Annotated in this window: 14 protein-coding genes and 1 tRNA gene; all 15 read left to right on the top strand. The window is 61.5% G+C overall.

Annotation, left to right across the window (positions count from 1 at the left end; translation table 11 throughout):
- The coding region (locus tag ABIC50_RS33895; protein WP_074987834.1) for an EF-Tu C-terminal domain-related protein at positions 1-123 on the top strand (123 nt) is incomplete at its 5' end.
- Positions 124-182: 59 nt separating this feature from the next.
- Positions 183-258, top strand: a tRNA-Trp gene (locus ABIC50_RS33890).
- A 43-nt stretch (positions 259-301) separates the two neighbouring features.
- Positions 302-682, top strand: a complete 381-nt coding sequence (gene secE / locus ABIC50_RS33885) for a preprotein translocase subunit SecE (protein WP_006753590.1) — start codon at positions 302-304, stop codon at positions 680-682.
- A 1-nt stretch (position 683) separates the two neighbouring features.
- The gene (gene nusG / locus ABIC50_RS33880) at positions 684-1,241 is read left to right on the top strand and encodes a transcription termination/antitermination protein NusG (RefSeq protein ID WP_006400672.1); all 558 of its coding nucleotides are present in this window, start codon (positions 684-686) and stop codon (positions 1,239-1,241) included.
- A gap of 140 nt (positions 1,242-1,381) precedes the next feature.
- Complete coding sequence (gene rplK / locus ABIC50_RS33875; RefSeq protein ID WP_006753591.1) at positions 1,382-1,813, top strand: 50S ribosomal protein L11; 432 nt, start codon at positions 1,382-1,384, stop codon at positions 1,811-1,813.
- Complete coding sequence (rplA, locus tag ABIC50_RS33870) at positions 1,814-2,512, top strand: 50S ribosomal protein L1 (RefSeq protein ID WP_006759673.1); 699 nt, start codon at positions 1,814-1,816, stop codon at positions 2,510-2,512.
- Between the two features lie 307 nt (positions 2,513-2,819).
- Entirely contained in the window at positions 2,820-3,317 is a 498-nt protein-coding gene (gene rplJ / locus ABIC50_RS33865) for a 50S ribosomal protein L10 (RefSeq protein ID WP_006753593.1), read from the top strand.
- Positions 3,318-3,380: 63 nt separating this feature from the next.
- Positions 3,381-3,755, top strand: coding sequence for a 50S ribosomal protein L7/L12 (rplL, locus tag ABIC50_RS33860; RefSeq protein WP_006759674.1), 375 nt, complete (start codon positions 3,381-3,383; stop codon positions 3,753-3,755).
- Positions 3,756-4,132: 377 nt separating this feature from the next.
- Positions 4,133-8,239 (top strand): DNA-directed RNA polymerase subunit beta, encoded by a 4,107-nt coding sequence (gene rpoB / locus ABIC50_RS33855; protein ID WP_011655757.1) that lies wholly within the window; start codon positions 4,133-4,135, stop codon positions 8,237-8,239.
- Positions 8,240-8,260: 21 nt separating this feature from the next.
- Positions 8,261-12,502, top strand: a complete 4,242-nt coding sequence (gene rpoC / locus ABIC50_RS33850) for a DNA-directed RNA polymerase subunit beta' (RefSeq protein WP_006753596.1) — start codon at positions 8,261-8,263, stop codon at positions 12,500-12,502.
- Positions 12,503-12,746: 244 nt separating this feature from the next.
- Positions 12,747-14,594, top strand: a complete 1,848-nt coding sequence (gene recQ, locus ABIC50_RS33845) for a DNA helicase RecQ (RefSeq protein ID WP_011655758.1) — start codon at positions 12,747-12,749, stop codon at positions 14,592-14,594.
- A gap of 228 nt (positions 14,595-14,822) precedes the next feature.
- A complete protein-coding gene (rpsL, locus tag ABIC50_RS33840) occupies positions 14,823-15,203 on the top strand; it encodes a 30S ribosomal protein S12 (protein WP_006400662.1) in 381 nt (126 codons plus the stop codon).
- Positions 15,204-15,375: 172 nt separating this feature from the next.
- The gene (rpsG, locus tag ABIC50_RS33835; protein ID WP_006477195.1) at positions 15,376-15,846 is read left to right on the top strand and encodes a 30S ribosomal protein S7; all 471 of its coding nucleotides are present in this window, start codon (positions 15,376-15,378) and stop codon (positions 15,844-15,846) included.
- 123 nt (positions 15,847-15,969) lie between these two features.
- Positions 15,970-18,072: an elongation factor G gene (gene fusA / locus ABIC50_RS33830; protein WP_011655759.1), complete on the top strand. Its 2,103-nt coding sequence runs from the start codon at positions 15,970-15,972 to the stop codon at positions 18,070-18,072.
- A gap of 39 nt (positions 18,073-18,111) precedes the next feature.
- On the top strand, positions 18,112-18,431 hold a 320-nt coding region (locus ABIC50_RS33825; RefSeq protein WP_206003258.1), incomplete at its 3' end, for a GTP-binding protein.

The raw sequence follows: 18,431 nt of genomic DNA, 5'->3' as shown, positions 1-18,431 counted from the left end.
GACAACGTGTCGATCACGGTGAAGCTGATCGCTCCGATCGCGATGGAAGAAGGTCTGCGCTTCGCAATCCGCGAAGGTGGCCGTACCGTCGGCGCGGGCGTCGTCGCCAAGATCATCGAGTAAGCCAGTTATTCGTTGATCGACAGTTTTGGGGCTGGCAGCAGCCGGCCCCAACATGGTTTAGGGGTATAGCTCAACTGGCAGAGCGTCGGTCTCCAAAACCGAAGGTTGGGGGTTCGATTCCCTCTGCCCCTGCCAAAAATCGCCACGTGGTCCCACGTGGCATTTGTTTTAAGGTGTTATGGCGAATCCATCCGTCGAAACTGTAAATACCTCCGGCGATAAGCTGATGCTGGCCCTGGGCGTATTGTTGGTCTTGGCCGGATTCGTGGGCTTCTTCTGGCTGGCCAACCAGCAGTGGTATGTCCGCGGTGCCGCATTGGCGGTAGGTATCATCGCCGGCGTGGCCGTCGGTCTGATGTCCGCGCCCGGCAAGGGCCTTATCGCGTTTGCCAAGGATTCGTACAAGGAAGTCCGCAAGGTCGTTTGGCCGACCCGCAAGGAAGCAACGCAAACCACGCTCGTCGTGTTCGGCTTCGTGCTCGTGATGGCGATTTTTCTCTGGTTGAGCGACAAATCGATCGAGTGGGTGATTTTCTCGGCGATTCTGGGATGGAAATGATATGAGCGATACTCCGGCATCCCCGAGCGGAAAGCGTTGGTACGTCGTGCACGCCTACTCCGGCATGGAGAAGAGCGTGCAACGCGCGCTTCAAGAGCGCATCGAACGTGCTGGCATGCAGGACAAATTCGGCCAGATCCTGGTTCCGACCGAAGAAGTGGTCGAAGTCAAAGGCGGCCACAAGGCAGTGACCGAGCGTCGTTTCTTCCCCGGCTACGTGCTGGTGGAAATGGAAATGACGGACGAAACGTGGCACCTCGTGAAGAATACGGCGAAGGTCACCGGTTTCGTCGGCGGTGCGCGTAACCGCCCGACTCCGATTTCCCCGAAGGAAGTCGAAAAGATCATGTCGCAGATGCAGGAAGGCGTCGAGAAGCCGCGCCCGAAGACCCTGTTCGAAGTTGGCGAGATGGTGCGTGTCAAGGAGGGCCCGTTCACGGACTTCAACGGCACGGTCGAAGAAGTCAACTACGAAAAATCGCGCGTGCGTGTATCGGTCACCATCTTTGGCCGCTCCACCCCGGTCGAACTCGAGTTCGGTCAGGTCGAAAAAGTTTGATCCCGATTCGGTGGGCAGCCTTGGCTGCCCACCTTCGCGCTTACGGCCCGCGTTATGGCCGTTGAGGAGCGTCAGTAGCCAGCGGCGAACGCGCGTTATCACTCACCGAACGCCGTCTGGCGTTCCAACGAGGTTTACAAATGGCAAAGAAGATTGTCGGCTTTATCAAGCTGCAGATTCCTGCAGGTAAAGCCAACCCGTCGCCGCCGGTCGGTCCGGCACTGGGCCAGCGCGGCCTGAACATCATGGAGTTCTGCAAGGCGTTCAACGCGCAGACTCAAGGTATGGAGCCGGGTCTGCCGGTGCCGGTGGTCATCACGGCATTCGCTGACAAGAGCTTCACGTTCGTGATGAAGACGCCGCCGGCGACCGTCCTGATCAAGAAGGCGGCGAAGGTGGACAAGGGCTCGAGCAAGCCGCACACCGACAAGGTCGGTTCGATCACGCGCGCTCAAGCCGAAGAAATCGCGAAGACCAAGATGCCGGATCTCACGGCAGCTGATCTGGACGCAGCCGTTCGCACCATCGCTGGTAGCGCACGCTCGATGGGCATCACTGTGGAGGGCGTGTAAATGGCTAAGATCTCCAAGCGCCGTCAGGCATTTGCCGCCAAGGTCGACCGTCAGAAGCTGTACGCGATCGAAGACGCACTGGCACTCGTGAAGGAATGCGCGAGCGCGAAGTTCGACGAATCGATCGACGTCGCAGTCCAGCTCGGCATCGATGCGAAGAAGTCGGACCAGGTCGTTCGTGGTTCGGTCGTTCTGCCGGCAGGTACGGGCAAGTCGGTTCGCGTTGCCGTGTTCGCGCAAGGCGAGAAGGCCGAGCAAGCACGTGCAGCTGGCGCGGAAATCGTCGGTATGGAAGACCTGGCTGAGCAGATCAAGGCTGGCCAGATGGACTTCGACATCGTGATCGCTTCGCCGGACACGATGCGTATCGTCGGTACGCTCGGTCAGATCCTCGGCCCGCGCGGCCTGATGCCGAACCCGAAGGTCGGCACGGTCACGCCGGACGTCGCGACGGCAGTCAAGAACGCGAAGGCTGGCCAGGTGCAATTCCGTGTCGACAAGGCCGGTATCATCCACGCGACCATCGGCCGTGCATCGTTCGAAGCTGCAGCACTGCGCTCGAACCTGTCGGCACTGATCGAAGCGCTGCAGAAGGCGAAGCCGGCAACGAGCAAGGGTGTCTACCTGCGCAAGGTCGCTCTGTCGAGCACGATGGGCGTTGGCCTGCGTGTCGACCAGGCTACGCTGGCAGCACAGTAAGCAAGTATTCGGGCCGCTTCGTTCGCGAGGCGGCCTACATGGGCTTTGGGCGGTTGTTCGTGCAGTAGGGCGGGCAACCGGTTATCAAAGACCGTTGGTGGGGCGCAGCAGGCAGGCGATCCCTTAATTCAAGCCAACGCAGATGGCGAACCCGAAAAAGTTTTGCAGTGGTGAAGCCGCAGGTCGTGAAGCGATTCACGGCGTGAGGTGGAAATACTCCTAACGAGGTCGGACGCCGTTGTTGAACGAGGTGCGTGAGGTTCGGCCATGCCGGCCGCACCGAACGTATCGTTTCTGGAGGCTAACCGTGCCGCTTAATAGAGAAGACAAGCAAGCCGTCGTCGCTGAGGTTGCCGCGCAAGTCGCGAAGGCCCAGACCGTTGTGCTGGCTGAGTATCGTGGAATTGCGGTTGGCGATCTGACCAAGCTGCGCGCGCAAGCGCGTGAGAAGCAGGTGTACCTGCGCGTGTTGAAGAACACGCTGGCGCGTCGCGCTGTTGAAGGTACGCCGTTTGCTCCGCTGGCAGAGCAGATGACTGGTCCGTTGATCTACGGCATCTCTGAAGATGCAATTGCCGCTGCTAAGGTCGTCAACGACTTCAGCAAGGGCAATGACAAGTTGGTCATCAAGGCTGGTTCGTTCGATGGCAAGGTGATGGACAAGGCTGGCGTGCAAGCGCTGGCAAGCATCCCGAGCCGCGAAGAACTGCTCTCGAAGCTGCTGTTCGTTATGCAATCGCCTGTTTCGGGCTTCGCGCGTGCTCTCGCCGCGCTGGCCGAGAAGAAGCAAGCAGAAGCTGCGTAAGCGAACATGCATCAGCGTCACTGATCGCTGGCTGTATCCGAATTCAATTTAGGAGTATTTCAAATGGCAATCGCAAAAGAAGACATCCTGGCAGCAGTCGAAGGGATGACCGTTCTGGAACTGAACGAACTGGTCAAGGCGTTCGAAGAGAAGTTTGGCGTGTCGGCAGCTGCAGTGGCAGTCGCTGGCCCGGCAGGCGGCGGCGCTGCTGCTGCTGCAGAAGAGAAGACCGAATTCACGGTCGTCCTGACTGAAGCAGGCAGCAACAAGGTTGCAGTCATCAAGGCAGTTCGCGAACTGACGGGCCTGGGCCTGAAGGAAGCGAAGGACGTCGTTGACGGCGCACCGAAGGCTGTCAAGGAAGGCGTCGACAAGGCTGCTGCTGACGAAGCCAAGAAGAAGCTGGAAGACGCGGGCGCGAAGGTCGAAGTCAAGTAAGTTTCGACGCGCTGTGCGAAGGCTGGCGGTATTTTCACCGCCGGCCTTTTTGTGCTTTGTGGGGACGTTATTCTGGCACTCTTTTGGGAGCCCGAATAATCGGCCCCAGAAGCCAAAGAAAACCGCCGAATCGTTGTCAATGGTCACGATTGGCGTTTCTCTTTGTCTTCTGAAGCGACTGCAGAAGGCAAGTTTGGTCGGGTAGCGGGCAACACAGGCATCCGCTGCCGTCAGCCAGCGGTTGGTAGCGGCCAACCACCAAGCTTCTCGGCTCGTTCAAGCCATCGGGCGGCCATCGGGTCTCAGTCGGTGAACACTCGGGTTAGAAACGTCCAGGTATCCCGCCTCGACAGCACCCGCCGTGATTCGGAGATCGTATGCAATATTCCTTCACCGAGAAGAAGCGCATTCGCAAGAGTTTCGCGAAGCGCCCCATCGTTCACCAAGTTCCGTTCTTGCTGGCCACCCAGCTTGAATCATTCAGCACGTTTCTGCAAGCCGATGTGCCGGGCACGCAACGCAAGCCTGAAGGTTTGCAGGCCGCCTTCACATCGGTATTTCCCATTGTTTCGCACAACGGTTTCGCGCGCCTCGAGTTCGTGAGCTATGCGCTGTCCTCGCCGGCATTCAACATCAAGGAATGCCAGCAGCGGGGCCTGACGTACTGCTCCGCGCTGCGCGCGAAGGTCCGCCTCGTCATCCTCGACAAGGAATCGCCGAACAAGCCGGTCGTCAAGGAAGTGAAGGAGCAGGAAGTGTACATGGGCGAAATTCCGCTCATGACGCCGACGGGCTCGTTCGTCATCAACGGCACCGAGCGTGTCATCGTCTCGCAGCTGCACCGTTCGCCGGGCGTGTTCTTCGAACACGACAAGGGCAAGACGCACAGCTCGGGCAAGCTGCTGTTCTCGGCACGGATCATTCCGTACCGCGGCTCGTGGCTCGACTTCGAATTCGATCCGAAGGACATCCTGTACTTCCGCGTCGACCGTCGCCGCAAGATGCCGGTCACGATCCTGCTGAAGGCCATCGGCCTCACGCCGGAACAGATCCTCGCGAACTTCTTCGTGTTCGACAACTTCACGCTGATGGACGAAGGCGCGCAACTCGAGTTCGTGCCCGAGCGCCTGCGTGGTGAAGTCGCGCGCTTCGACATCACGGATCGCGACGGCAAGGTCATCGTCCAGAAGGACAAGCGGATCAACGCGAAGCACATTCGCGACCTCGAAGCCGCGAAGACCAAGTTCATCTCGGTGCCGGAAGACTATCTGCTCGGCCGCGTGCTGGCGAAGAACGTCGTCGACGGCGACACCGGCGAAGTGATCGCGAGCGCGAACGACGAAGTCACGGAAAGCGTGCTCGAGAAGCTGCGCGAAGCGGGCATCAAGGAAATCCAGACGCTCTACACGAACGATCTGGACCAGGGTCCGTACATCTCGTCGACGCTGCGTGTCGACGAAACGACCGACAAGACGGCCGCGCGCATTGCGATCTACCGCATGATGCGCCCGGGCGAGCCGCCGACCGAAGAAGCGGTCGAGGCGCTGTTCAACCGTCTGTTCTACAGCGAAGAAGCGTACGACCTGTCGAAGGTCGGCCGCATGAAGTTCAACCGCCGCGTCGGCCGTGACGAGATCACCGGCCCGATGACGCTGCAGGACGACGACATCCTCGCGACGATCAAGATCCTCGTCGAGCTGCGCAACGGCAAGGGCGAAGTGGACGACATCGACCACCTCGGCAACCGCCGCGTGCGTTGTGTCGGCGAACTGGCCGAAAACCAGTTCCGCGCGGGTCTCGTGCGTGTCGAGCGCGCGGTCAAGGAACGCCTCGGCCAGGCCGAAAGCGAAAACCTGATGCCGCACGACCTGATCAACTCGAAGCCGATTTCGTCGGCGATTCGCGAGTTCTTCGGTTCGTCGCAGCTGTCGCAGTTCATGGACCAGACCAACCCGCTGTCGGAAATCACGCACAAGCGCCGTGTTTCCGCACTGGGCCCGGGCGGTCTGACGCGCGAACGCGCAGGCTTCGAAGTTCGTGACGTGCACCCGACCCACTATGGCCGCGTGTGCCCGATCGAAACGCCGGAAGGTCCGAACATCGGCCTGATCAACTCGCTCGCACTGTACGCGCACCTGAACGAGTACGGCTTCCTCGAGACGCCGTACCGCAAGGTCGTGGACAGCAAGGTGACCGACCAGATCGATTACCTGTCGGCGATCGAGGAAGGCCGCTACATGATCGCCCAGGCGAACGCCGCGATCGACGAGAACGGCCAGCTGGTCGACGAACTCGTGTCGTCGCGTGAAGCCGGCGAAACGATGATGGTCACGCCGGACCGTATCCAGTACATGGACGTCGCGCCGTCGCAGATCGTGTCGGTTGCAGCTTCGCTGATCCCGTTCCTCGAGCACGACGATGCGAACCGTGCACTGATGGGTTCGAACATGCAGCGTCAGGCCGTGCCGTGTCTGCGTCCGGAAAAGCCGGTCGTCGGTACGGGCATCGAGCGCACCTGCGCGGTCGACTCGGGCACGACGGTTCAGGCGTTCCGCGGCGGCGTCGTCGACTATGTCGACGCAGGCCGTATCGTGATTCGCGTGAACGACGACGAAGCGGTCGCAGGTGAAGTCGGTGTCGACATCTACAACCTGATCAAGTACACGCGTTCGAACCAGAACACGAACATCAACCAGCGTCCGATCGTGAAGATGGGCGACAAGGTCTCGCGCGGCGACGTGCTGGCCGACGGCGCCTCGACGGACCTGGGCGAGCTCGCGCTCGGCCAGAACATGCTGATCGCGTTCATGCCGTGGAACGGCTACAACTTCGAGGATTCGATCCTGATCTCGGAGAAGGTGGTCGCCGACGATCGCTACACGTCGATCCACATCGAAGAGCTGAACGTCGTTGCACGCGACACGAAGCTCGGGCCGGAAGAAATCACGCGCGACATCTCGAACCTGGCGGAAGTCCAGCTCGGCCGTCTCGACGAATCGGGCATCGTGTACATCGGTGCGGAAGTCGAAGCGGGCGACGTGCTGGTCGGCAAGGTCACGCCGAAGGGCGAGACCCAGCTGACGCCGGAAGAGAAGCTGCTGCGCGCGATCTTCGGCGAGAAGGCCTCGGACGTGAAGGACACGTCGCTGCGCGTGCCGTCGGGCATGAGCGGCACCGTGATCGACGTCCAGGTGTTCACGCGTGAAGGCATCCAGCGCGACAAGCGTGCGCAACAGATCATCGACGACGAACTGAAGCGCTACCGTCTCGACCTGAACGACCAGCTGCGCATCGTGGAAGGCGACGCGTTCCAGCGTCTCGCGCGCATGCTCGTGGGCAAGGTCGCGAACGGCGGTCCGAAGAAGCTCGCGAAGGGCACGAAGATCGACCAGGCTTACCTGGAAGACCTCGACCACTACCACTGGTTCGACATCCGCCTGGCGGACGACGAAGCAGCGGCGCAGCTCGAAGCGATCAAGAACTCGATCGAAGAAAAGCGTCACCAGTTCGACCTCGCGTTCGAAGAGAAGCGCAAGAAGCTCACGCAAGGCGACGAACTGCCGCCGGGCGTGCTGAAGATGGTCAAGGTGTACCTCGCGGTGAAGCGTCGTCTGCAGCCTGGCGACAAGATGGCAGGCCGTCACGGTAACAAGGGTGTCGTGTCGAAGATCGTCCCGATCGAAGACATGCCGTACATGGCCGATGGCCGTCCGGCCGACGTCGTGCTGAACCCGCTCGGCGTGCCGTCGCGGATGAACGTCGGTCAGGTTCTGGAAGTGCACCTCGGCTGGGCCGCGAAGGGCCTCGGCTGGCGTATCGGCGAAATGCTGCAGCGTCAGGCGAAGATCGAGGAAATGCGTTCGTTCCTGACGAAGATCTACAACGACTCGGGTCGCAAGGAAGATCTGGAAAGCTTCACCGACGACGAGATCCTCGAACTCGCGAAGAACCTGCGCGAAGGCGTGCCGTTCGCGACGCCGGTGTTCGACGGTGCGACCGAGGAAGAAATGGGCAAGATGCTCGACCTCGCGTTCCCGGACGACATCGCCGAACAGCTCGGCATGAACCCGTCGAAGAACCAGGTCCGTCTGTACGACGGCCGCACGGGTGAAATGTTCGAACGTCGCGTGACGCTTGGCTACATGCACTACCTGAAGCTGCACCACTTGGTCGACGACAAGATGCACGCGCGTTCGACCGGCCCGTACTCGCTCGTCACGCAGCAGCCGCTGGGTGGTAAGGCGCAGTTCGGTGGCCAGCGTTTCGGTGAAATGGAAGTGTGGGCACTCGAAGCGTACGGCGCGTCCTACGTGCTGCAGGAAATGCTGACGGTGAAGTCGGACGACGTGAACGGCCGGACCAAGGTCTATGAGAACCTGGTCAAGGGCGATCATGTCATCGATGCAGGCATGCCGGAATCCTTCAACGTGCTCGTGAAGGAAATCCGCTCGCTCGGTATCGATATCGATCTCGACCGCAATTAATCGGACTACGGAGAGAAGGCAATGAAAGCTCTGCTCGATCTATTCAAGCAAGTCCAACAGGAAGAAGTTTTCGACGCGATCAAGATCGGTCTGGCCTCGCCGGACAAGATCCGTTCGTGGTCGTTCGGCGAAGTGAAGAAGCCGGAGACCATCAACTACCGCACGTTCAAGCCGGAACGCGATGGTCTGTTCTGCGCGAAGATCTTCGGGCCGATCAAGGACTACGAGTGCCTGTGCGGCAAGTACAAGCGTCTGAAGCACCGCGGCGTGATCTGCGAGAAGTGCGGCGTCGAAGTGACGCTGGCGAAGGTGCGTCGCGAACGCATGGGCCACATCGAGCTGGCCTCGCCGGTCGCGCACATCTGGTTCCTGAAGTCGCTGCCGTCGCGTCTGGGCATGGTGCTCGACATGACGCTGCGCGACATCGAACGCGTGCTGTACTTCGAAGCGTACGTGGTGATCGAACCGGGCATGACGCCGCTGAAGGCGCGGCAGATCATGACCGAAGAGGATTACTACAACAAGGTCGAGGAATACGGCGACGAATTCCGTGCCGAGATGGGCGCGGAAGGCGTGCGTGAACTGCTGCGCGCGATCAACATCGACGAGCAGGTCGAGACGCTGCGCACCGAGCTGAAGAACACCGGCTCGGAAGCGAAGATCAAGAAGTACGCGAAGCGCCTGAAGGTCCTCGAGGCATTCCAGCGCTCGGGCATCAAGCCCGAGTGGATGATCCTCGAAGTGCTGCCGGTGCTGCCGCCGGAACTGCGTCCGCTCGTGCCGCTGGACGGCGGCCGTTTCGCGACGTCGGACCTGAACGACCTGTATCGCCGCGTGATCAACCGTAACAACCGGTTGAAGCGTCTGCTCGAGCTGAAGGCGCCTGAAATCATCGTCCGCAACGAAAAGCGGATGCTGCAGGAAGCCGTCGACTCGCTGCTCGACAACGGTCGTCGCGGCAAGGCGATGACGGGCGCGAACAAGCGTCCGCTGAAGTCGCTCGCCGACATGATCAAGGGTAAGGGCGGTCGTTTCCGTCAGAACCTGCTGGGCAAGCGCGTCGACTACTCGGGCCGTTCGGTCATCGTGGTCGGCCCGACGCTGAAGCTGCACCAGTGCGGTCTGCCGAAGCTGATGGCGCTCGAACTGTTCAAGCCGTTCATCTTCAACAAGCTGGAAGTGATGGGCGTCGCGACGACCATCAAGGCTGCGAAGAAGGAAGTCGAGAACCAGACGCCGGTGGTGTGGGACATCCTCGAAGAGGTGATCCGCGAGCACCCGGTGATGCTGAACCGTGCGCCGACGCTGCACCGTCTCGGTATCCAGGCGTTCGAGCCCGTGCTGATCGAAGGCAAGGCGATCCAGCTGCACCCGCTCGTCTGCGCGGCGTTCAACGCCGACTTCGACGGTGACCAGATGGCCGTTCACGTGCCGCTGTCGCTCGAAGCGCAGATGGAAGCGCGTACGCTGATGCTGGCGTCGAACAACGTGCTGTTCCCGGCCAACGGCGATCCGTCGATCGTGCCGTCGCAGGATATCGTGCTGGGTCTGTACTACGCGACCCGCGAAGCGATCAACGCGAAGGGCGAAGGCCTGTCGTTCACCGGCGTGTCGGAAGTGATCCGCGCGTACGAGAACAAGGAAGTCGAGCTGGCGTCGCGCGTCAACGTGCGGATCACCGAAATGGTTCGCAACGAGGACACGTCGGAAGGCGCGCCGCAATTCGTGCCGAAGATCTCGCTGTACGCGACGACCGTCGGTCGCGCGATCCTGTCGGAGATCCTGCCGCACGGCCTGCCGTTCTCGGTGCTGAACAAGCCGCTGAAGAAGAAGGAAATCTCGCGCCTGATCAACACCGCATTCCGCAAGTGCGGTCTGCGTGCGACGGTCGTGTTCGCCGACCAGCTGATGCAGTCGGGTTTCCGTCTCGCGACGCGTGCCGGTATTTCGATCTGCGTGGACGACATGCTCGTGCCGCCGCAGAAGGAAACGATCGTCGGCGACGCCGCGAAGAAGGTGAAGGAGTACGATCGCCAGTACATGTCGGGTCTCGTCACCGCGCAGGAACGCTACAACAACGTGGTCGACATCTGGTCGGCAACGTCGGAAGCGGTCGGCAAGGCGATGATGGAGCAGCTGTCGACGGAGCCGGTGACGGACCGCGACGGCAACGAGACGCGCCAGGAGTCGTTCAACTCGATCTACATGATGGCCGACTCGGGCGCCCGGGGTTCGGCGGTGCAGATTCGTCAGCTGGCCGGTATGCGTGGCCTGATGGCGAAGCCGGACGGCTCGATTATCGAGACGCCGATTACCGCGAACTTCCGCGAAGGCCTGAACGTGTTGCAGTACTTCATCTCGACCCACGGTGCACGTAAGGGTCTGGCTGATACGGCACTGAAGACCGCGAACTCGGGTTACCTGACGCGTCGTCTCGTCGACGTCACGCAGGATCTGGTGGTGGTCGAGGACGATTGCGGCACGTCGAACGGCGTGGCGATGAAGGCGCTGGTCGAAGGCGGTGAAGTCGTCGAGGCACTGCGCGACCGTATCCTCGGCCGCGTCGCGGTCGCGGACGTCGTGAACCCGGAAACGCAGGAAACGCTGTACGAATCGGGCACGCTGCTCGACGAAACGGCGGTCGAGGAAATCGAACGCCTCGGCATCGACGAAGTGCGCGTGCGCACGCCGCTGACCTGCGAAACGCGTTACGGTCTGTGCGCGGCCTGTTACGGCCGTGACCTGGGCCGCGGCTCGCTCGTGAACGTCGGCGAAGCAGTCGGCGTGATCGCGGCACAGTCGATCGGTGAACCGGGCACGCAGCTGACGATGCGTACGTTCCACATCGGTGGTGCGGCATCGCGTGCGGCAGTGGCGTCGTCGGTCGAAGCGAAGAGCAACGGTATCGTGCGCTTCACGGCGACGATGCGTTACGTCACCAACGCGAAGGGCGAGCAGATTGTCATTTCGCGTTCGGGCGAGGCGCTGATCACCGACGATATCGGCCGCGAGCGCGAACGTCACAAAATCCCGTACGGCGCGACGCTGTTGCAGCTCGACGGCGCGGCGATCAAGGCCGGCACGCAGCTGGCGACGTGGGATCCGATGACGCGTCCGATCATCACCGAGTACGGTGGTACGGTGAAGTTCGAGAACGTCGAGGAAGGCGTGACCGTCGCGAAGCAGATCGACGACGTGACCGGCCTGTCGACGCTGGTCGTGATCGACGTGAAGCGTCGTGGTTCGCAAGCTTCGAAGAGCGTGCGTCCGCAGGTGAAGCTGCTCGACGCGAACGGCGAGGAAGTGAAGATCCCGGGCACGGAACACGCTGTGCAGATCGGCTTCCAGGTCGGCGCACTGATCACCGTGAAGGACGGCCAGCAAGTGCAGGTGGGTGAAGTGCTTGCACGTATCCCGACCGAAGCGCAGAAGACGCGTGACATTACCGGCGGTCTGCCGCGGGTGGCGGAACTGTTCGAAGCGCGTTCGCCGAAGGATGCCGGCATTCTCGCGGAAGTCACCGGTACGACGTCGTTCGGCAAGGACACGAAGGGCAAGCAGCGTCTCGTCATCACGGACCTCGAAGGCAATCAGCACGAGTTCCTGATCGCGAAGGAAAAGCAGGTGCTGGTCCACGATGCTCAGGTCGTCAACAAGGGCGAAATGATCGTGGACGGCCCGGCCGATCCGCACGACATCCTGCGTTTGCAGGGTATCGAGGCGCTGTCGCGCTACATCGTCGACGAAGTGCAGGACGTGTATCGTCTGCAGGGCGTGAAGATCAACGACAAGCACATCGAGGTGATCGTTCGCCAGATGCTGCGTCGTGTGCAGATCACCGACAACGGTGATACGCGCTTCATCCCGGGCGAACAGGTCGAGCGTTCCGACATGCTGGACGAGAACGATCGCATGATCGCCGAGGACAAGCGCCCGGCGTCGTACGACAACGTGCTCCTCGGTATCACGAAGGCGTCGCTGTCGACCGACTCGTTCATCTCGGCGGCATCGTTCCAGGAAACGACCCGCGTGCTGACCGAAGCGGCGATCATGGGCAAGCGCGACGATCTGCGTGGCCTGAAGGAAAACGTGATCGTCGGCCGTCTGATCCCGGCCGGTACGGGTCTCGCGTTCCACAAGGCGCGCAAGGCGAAGGAGATGTCCGACCGCGAGCGTTTCGACCAGATCGCAGCGGAAGAGGCATTCGACTTCGGTACGCCGAGCACGCCGGCGGAAGAGCCGCAACACCCGGCAGCCGAATAAGCAGCATGGGCGGCGCGAGCCGCCTTACGTTGCCGTATTCGCTGTCATCGAAGCCGCCCGGTCCACCGGGCGGTTTTTTTTATCCGTCGTTCACGTTCATGACGGGCTTGCCGCACGGTTGCGCAGGCCCGTCATGCGCGCGCACGAACCCTGTCCGATGGGCCAACGTTTCACGATTCGCCGTGCGCTGCGCGAGCGGGTTGTTAAAATTGCGGTCATCGTTCCGCCGTCCTCCTTCTCATTCATGTCCCGCGCCCTCGAAATCCTCGACGAAGTCTTTGGTTATTCCGCATTTCGCGGCCAGCAGGGCGAAATCGTCGAACACGTCGCCGGCGGCGGCGATTGCCTCGTGCTGATGCCGACCGGCGGCGGCAAGTCGCTGTGCTACCAGATCCCGGCGCTGCTGCGCCGCGAGGCGGGGCAGGGCGCGGGCATCGTCGTGTCGCCGCTGATCGCGCTGATGCAGGACCAGGTCGCCGCGCTCAGCGAAGTCGGCGTGCGCGCGGCGTATCTGAACTCGACGCTGTCGGGCGCCGAAGCCGCGGCGACCGAGCGCGCGCTGCGCGAAGGCGAGATCGATCTGCTGTACGTGGCGCCCGAGCGGCTGATGACGGGGCGCTTCCTCGAGCTGCTCGAACGCGCGAGGATCGGCCTGTTCGCGATCGACGAGGCGCACTGCGTGTCGCAGTGGGGTCACGACTTCCGTCCCGAATACATTCAGTTGTCGGTGTTGCACGAGCGCTTCCCGTCGGTGCCGCGTATCGCGCTGACGGCCACCGCCGACGCGATCACGCGCGACGAGATCATCCATCGCCTCGCGCTCGACGACGCACGCGTGTTCGTGTCGAGCTTCGATCGCCCGAACATCCGGTACCGGATCGTCGAGAAGGACAACGCGCGCGCGCAGCTGCTCGACTTCATCCGCGCGGAGCATACGAACGCGGACGGCACGACCGATGCGGGCGTCGTCTACTGCCTGTCGCGCCGCAAGGTCGAGGAAACGGCCGAATGGCTGAAGGCGCAGGGCGTGCGGGCGCTGCCGTATCACGCGGGGATGGAGTTCGAGGTGCGGCAGAAGCACCAGGAAATGTTCCAGCGCGAGGAAGGCGTCGTGATGTGCGCGACCATTGCGTTCGGCATGGGCATCGACAAGCCGGACGTGCGCTTCGTCGCTCACCTCGATTTGCCGAAGAGCGTCGAAGGCTACTACCAGGAAACGGGCCGCGCGGGCCGCGACGGGATGCCGGCGAACGCGTGGATGGCGTATGGCCTCGGCGACGTCGTGCAGCAGCGCAAGATGATCGACGAATCCGATGCGGACGACGCGCACAAGCGCGTCCAGACGTCGAAGCTCGACGCGCTGCTCGGGCTGTGCGAGACGATCTCGTGCCGGCGCGTGCGATTGCTGAACTACTTCGGCGAGGCGAGCCAGCCGTGCGGCAACTGCGACACCTGCCTCGAGCCGCCCGATTCGTGGGATGCGACGCGCGAGGCGCAGATGGCGCTGTCGTGCGTGTTCCGCGCGCAGCGCGCGAGCGGCTTCAATTTCGGCTCGAGCCATCTGATCGAGATCCTGCGCGGCGGCCGCACCGAGAAGGTACTGCAGCGCGGTCATGACCAGCTCAGTACGTTCGGGATCGGCGCGGCGCTGTCCGAGCCCGAATGGCGCGCGATTTTCCGACAGCTCGTCGCCTACGGCTATCTGGCGGTCGACCATGGCGGATTCGGCGCGCTCATGCTGACCGAGGCTGCGAAGCCGGTGCTGAAGAACGAGGAGAAGGTCACGCTGCGCCGCTACGTGAAGCCGCAGCGCACGCGCCAGTCGTCCAGCCGCAGCGGCACGCGGGTCGACCCGACGGCCGGCATGGGCGCGCGCGAGCGGGCCCGCTGGGATGCGTTGCGTGCGTGGCGCGCGGAAACCGCGAAGTCCGACGGCGTGCCGGCCTACGTGATCTTCCATGACGCCACACTCGCCGAGATCGCGCGCAATGCGCCCGAGACGATCGAGGACCTGCGCCATATCCCCGGCATGGGCGTGCGCAAGCTCGAACGCTTCGGCGACGAGATCATCGACGTTGTCGAATCCGCATGACACAGGTGTTCCGACCCTTCCGGTAAACCGCTGCCGCGGCCGGCAAATCACGCAAGCCGTTGACTTAGTTGGTATTTCCGGAATATGATGTTGGGTTCCGGTAATCGGCAGGCCGCGTCGCGTTCCAACGTTCGTGTCCAACTCGCCGGTGTCGGAAGTCAACTGTGCGTCGATTCTCGCTTTGCCCGAAATCGATGTGCAGATTTTGTTCAATTTCAGGAATAAACAATGCCAACCATCAACCAACTGGTTCGCAAAGGCCGTCAGTCGGAAACGACGAAGAGCAAGAGCCCGGCCCTGCAGGACTGCCCCCAGCGTCGCGGCGTGTGCACCCGTGTGTACACGACGACGCCGAAGAAGCCGAACTCGGCACTCCGTAAGGTCGCCAAGGTTCGTCTGACGAACGGCTTCGAAGTGATTTCGTACATCGGCGGTGAAGGCCACAACCTGCAGGAACACTCGGTTGTGCTGATCCGCGGCGGCCGTGTGAAGGACTTGCCGGGTGTGCGTTACCACATGGTTCGCGGCTCGCTGGATACCCAGGGCGTCAAGGACCGTAAGCAAGCGCGCTCGAAGTACGGCGCGAAGCGTGCAAAGGCTGCCAAGTAAGCAGTTTTTGATCAGGGATCGCCCCAGGGCGGTCAAGGCGGGAGTGCCGGATTGCCGGTGCTGTCGAGTAAGTGGTCACCCGGCCAAGCTGGTTAGTCGTGAAGATGTGATCGGGTTTGTTGGTGGCCGCGGAGCTGGATACAGCTCCAACTGAACAGGTAAAGGAAGAATCATGCCGCGTCGTCGCGAAGTCCCCAAGCGGGAAGTGTTGCCGGATCCGAAGTTCGGCAACGTTGATGTAGCCAAGTTCATGAACATGCTGATGCTGTCCGGCAAGAAGTCGGTCGCAGAGCGCATCGTTTATGGCGCATTCGAACAAATCCAGACCAAGGGTGGCAAGGACCCGCTGGAAGTGTTCACGGTTGCGCTCAACAACGTGAAGCCGGTGGTCGAAGTGAAGAGCCGCCGCGTTGGTGGTGCCAACTATCAGGTTCCGGTCGAAGTGCGCCCGTCGCGTCGTATGGCATTGGCGATGCGCTGGCTGCGCGAGGCTGCGAAGAAGCGCAGCGAGAAGTCGATGGCTCTGCGCCTGGCAGGTGAACTCTCCGAAGCGGCCGAAGGCCGTGGCGGCGCGATGAAGAAGCGCGACGAAGTTCACCGCATGGCAGAAGCCAACCGCGCGTTCTCGCATTTCCGTTTCTAAGCGCCTGTCAGGGCTGTTAGCGGAAATAAATTCCGGGCGGGTGCGCTTTTCAGGCGCCTCGCCCGTTTGTGTTGAAGCATGATGCAGCAGGGCTGCATCATGTCATCCCAGTAGAGGATCAAAGTGGCTCGCAAGACTCCTATCGAGCGCTACCGTAATATCGGTATTAGCGCTCACATCGACGCCGGCAAAACGACGACGACCGAGCGCATTCTGTTTTACACCGGTGTGAACCACAAGATCGGTGAAGTCCACGACGGCGCAGCCACGATGGACTGGATGGAGCAGGAACAGGAGCGTGGCATCACGATCACGTCCGCTGCTACCACGGCCTTCTGGAAGGGCATGGGCGGCAACTATCCGGAACACCGCATCAACATCATCGACACCCCGGGTCACGTCGACTTCACGATCGAAGTGGAGCGCTCGATGCGCGTGCTCGACGGCGCGTGCATGGTGTACTGCGCAGTGGGCGGCGTGCAGCCGCAGTCGGAAACGGTGTGGCGCCAGGCCAACAAGTACAAGGTTCCCCGTCTCGCGTTCGTCAACAAGATGGACCGTACCGGCGCGAACTTCTTCAAGGTCTACGACCAGCTCCGTCTGCGCCTGAAGGCGAACCCGGTTCCGGTCGTGGTGCCGATCGGTGCGGAAGAAGGTTTCAAGGGTGTCGTCGACCTGATCAAGATGAAGGCGATCATTTGGGACGAGGCATCGCAAGGTACCAAGTTCGACTACGTGGACATCCCGGCGGAACTCGTCGACACGTGCAATGAATGGCGCGAAAAGATGGTCGAAGCGGCTGCCGAGTCGAACGAAGACCTGATGAACAAGTACCTCGAAGCGGGCGAGCTGTCCGAAGCCGAGATCGTGAAGGGTCTGCGTGACCGTACGATCGCGTGCGAAATTCAGCCGATGCTGTGCGGTACCGCGTTCAAGAACAAGGGCGTGCAGCGCATGCTCGACGCCGTGATCGATTTCCTGCCGTCGCCGGTCGACATCCCGCCGGTTACGGGTGAACTCGAAAATGGCGAGAAGACGGAGCGCCGTGCGTCCGACGACGAGAAGTTCGCGGCACTCGCGTTCAAGATCATGACCGACCCGTTCGTCGGCCAGCTGATCTTCTTCCGCGTCTACTCGGGCGTCGTCAATTCGGGTGACACGCTGCTCAATGCGACCAAGGACAAGAAAGAGCGTCTCGGCCGTATTCTGCAGATGCACGCGAACCAGCGTGAAGAAATCAAGGAAGTTCGCGCAGGCGACATCGCTGCTGCGGTCGGCCTGAAGGAAGCGACCACGGGCGACACGCTGTGCGATCCGGCACATCCGATCGTGCTCGAACGCATGATTTTCCCGGAGCCGGTGATTTCGCAGGCCGTCGAGCCGAAGACGAAGGCTGACCAGGAGAAGATGGGCCTGGCGCTCAACCGTCTCGCTCAGGAAGATCCGTCGTTCCGCGTGCAGACCGACGAAGAGTCGGGTCAAACCATCATTTCGGGCATGGGCGAGCTCCACCTCGAAATTCTGGTCGACCGGATGAAGCGTGAATTCGGCGTGGAAGCAACCGTCGGCAAGCCGCAGGTGGCCTACCGCGAAACCATTCGCAAGTCGGCCGCGGACGTCGAAGGCAAGTTCGTCAAGCAGTCGGGTGGTCGTGGTCAGTATGGCCATGCGGTCATTACGCTCGAGCGCAGCGAACTGGGCAAGGGCTACGAGTTCGTCGACGCGATCAAGGGCGGCGTGATTCCGCGCGAATACATCCCGTCGGTTGACAAGGGTATCCAGGAAACGCTGAAGAGCGGCGTGCTGGCAGGCTTCCCGGTTGTCGACGTGAAGGTCACGCTGACGTTCGGTTCGTACCACGACGTCGACTCGAACGAAAATGCGTTCCGCATGGCCGGTTCGATGGCGTTCAAGGAAGCGATGCGTCGTGCGGATCCGGTTCTGCTCGAGCCGATGATGGCCGTGGAAGTGGAAACGCCGGAAGACTTCATGGGTAACGTGATGGGTGACCTGTCGGGTCGTCGCGGCATCATCCAGGGCATGGATGACATGGTAGGCGGCGGCAAGATCGTGCGCGCCGAAGTGCCGCTGTCGGAAATGTTCGGCTACTCGACGTCGCTGCGTTCGCTGACGCAGGGTCGCGCAACGTACACGATGGAGTTCAAGCACTACGCTGAAGCTCCGAAGAACGTTGCAGAAGCGATCATCAGCGCGAAGACGAAGTAATTCGCTATCACAATCGATTATTTTTGAAAGAAGAGAATCATGGCAAAAGGTAAATTCGAGCGGACCAAGCCGCACGTGAACGTTGGTACGATCGGTCACGTTGACCACGGCAAGACGACCCTGACGGCAGCGATCACGACGGTGCTGACGAAGAAGTTCGGCGGCGAAGCGAAGGCATACGACCAGATCGACGCGGCACCGGAAGAAAAGGCGCGCGGCATCACGATCAACACGGCACACGTCGAGTACGAAACGGCTAACCGTCACTACGCACACGTCGACTGCCCGGGCCACGCTGACTATGTGAAGAACATGATCACGGGCGCAGCGCAGATGGACGGCGCGATCCTGGTTTGCTC

It is taken from the genome of Burkholderia sp. 567 (assembly GCF_040545115.1).
Lineage (GTDB): Bacteria > Pseudomonadota > Gammaproteobacteria > Burkholderiales > Burkholderiaceae > Burkholderia > Burkholderia ambifaria.
Note: the sequence above shows the minus strand (reverse complement) of the source record. Positions and strands in the feature narration are given on the sequence as shown.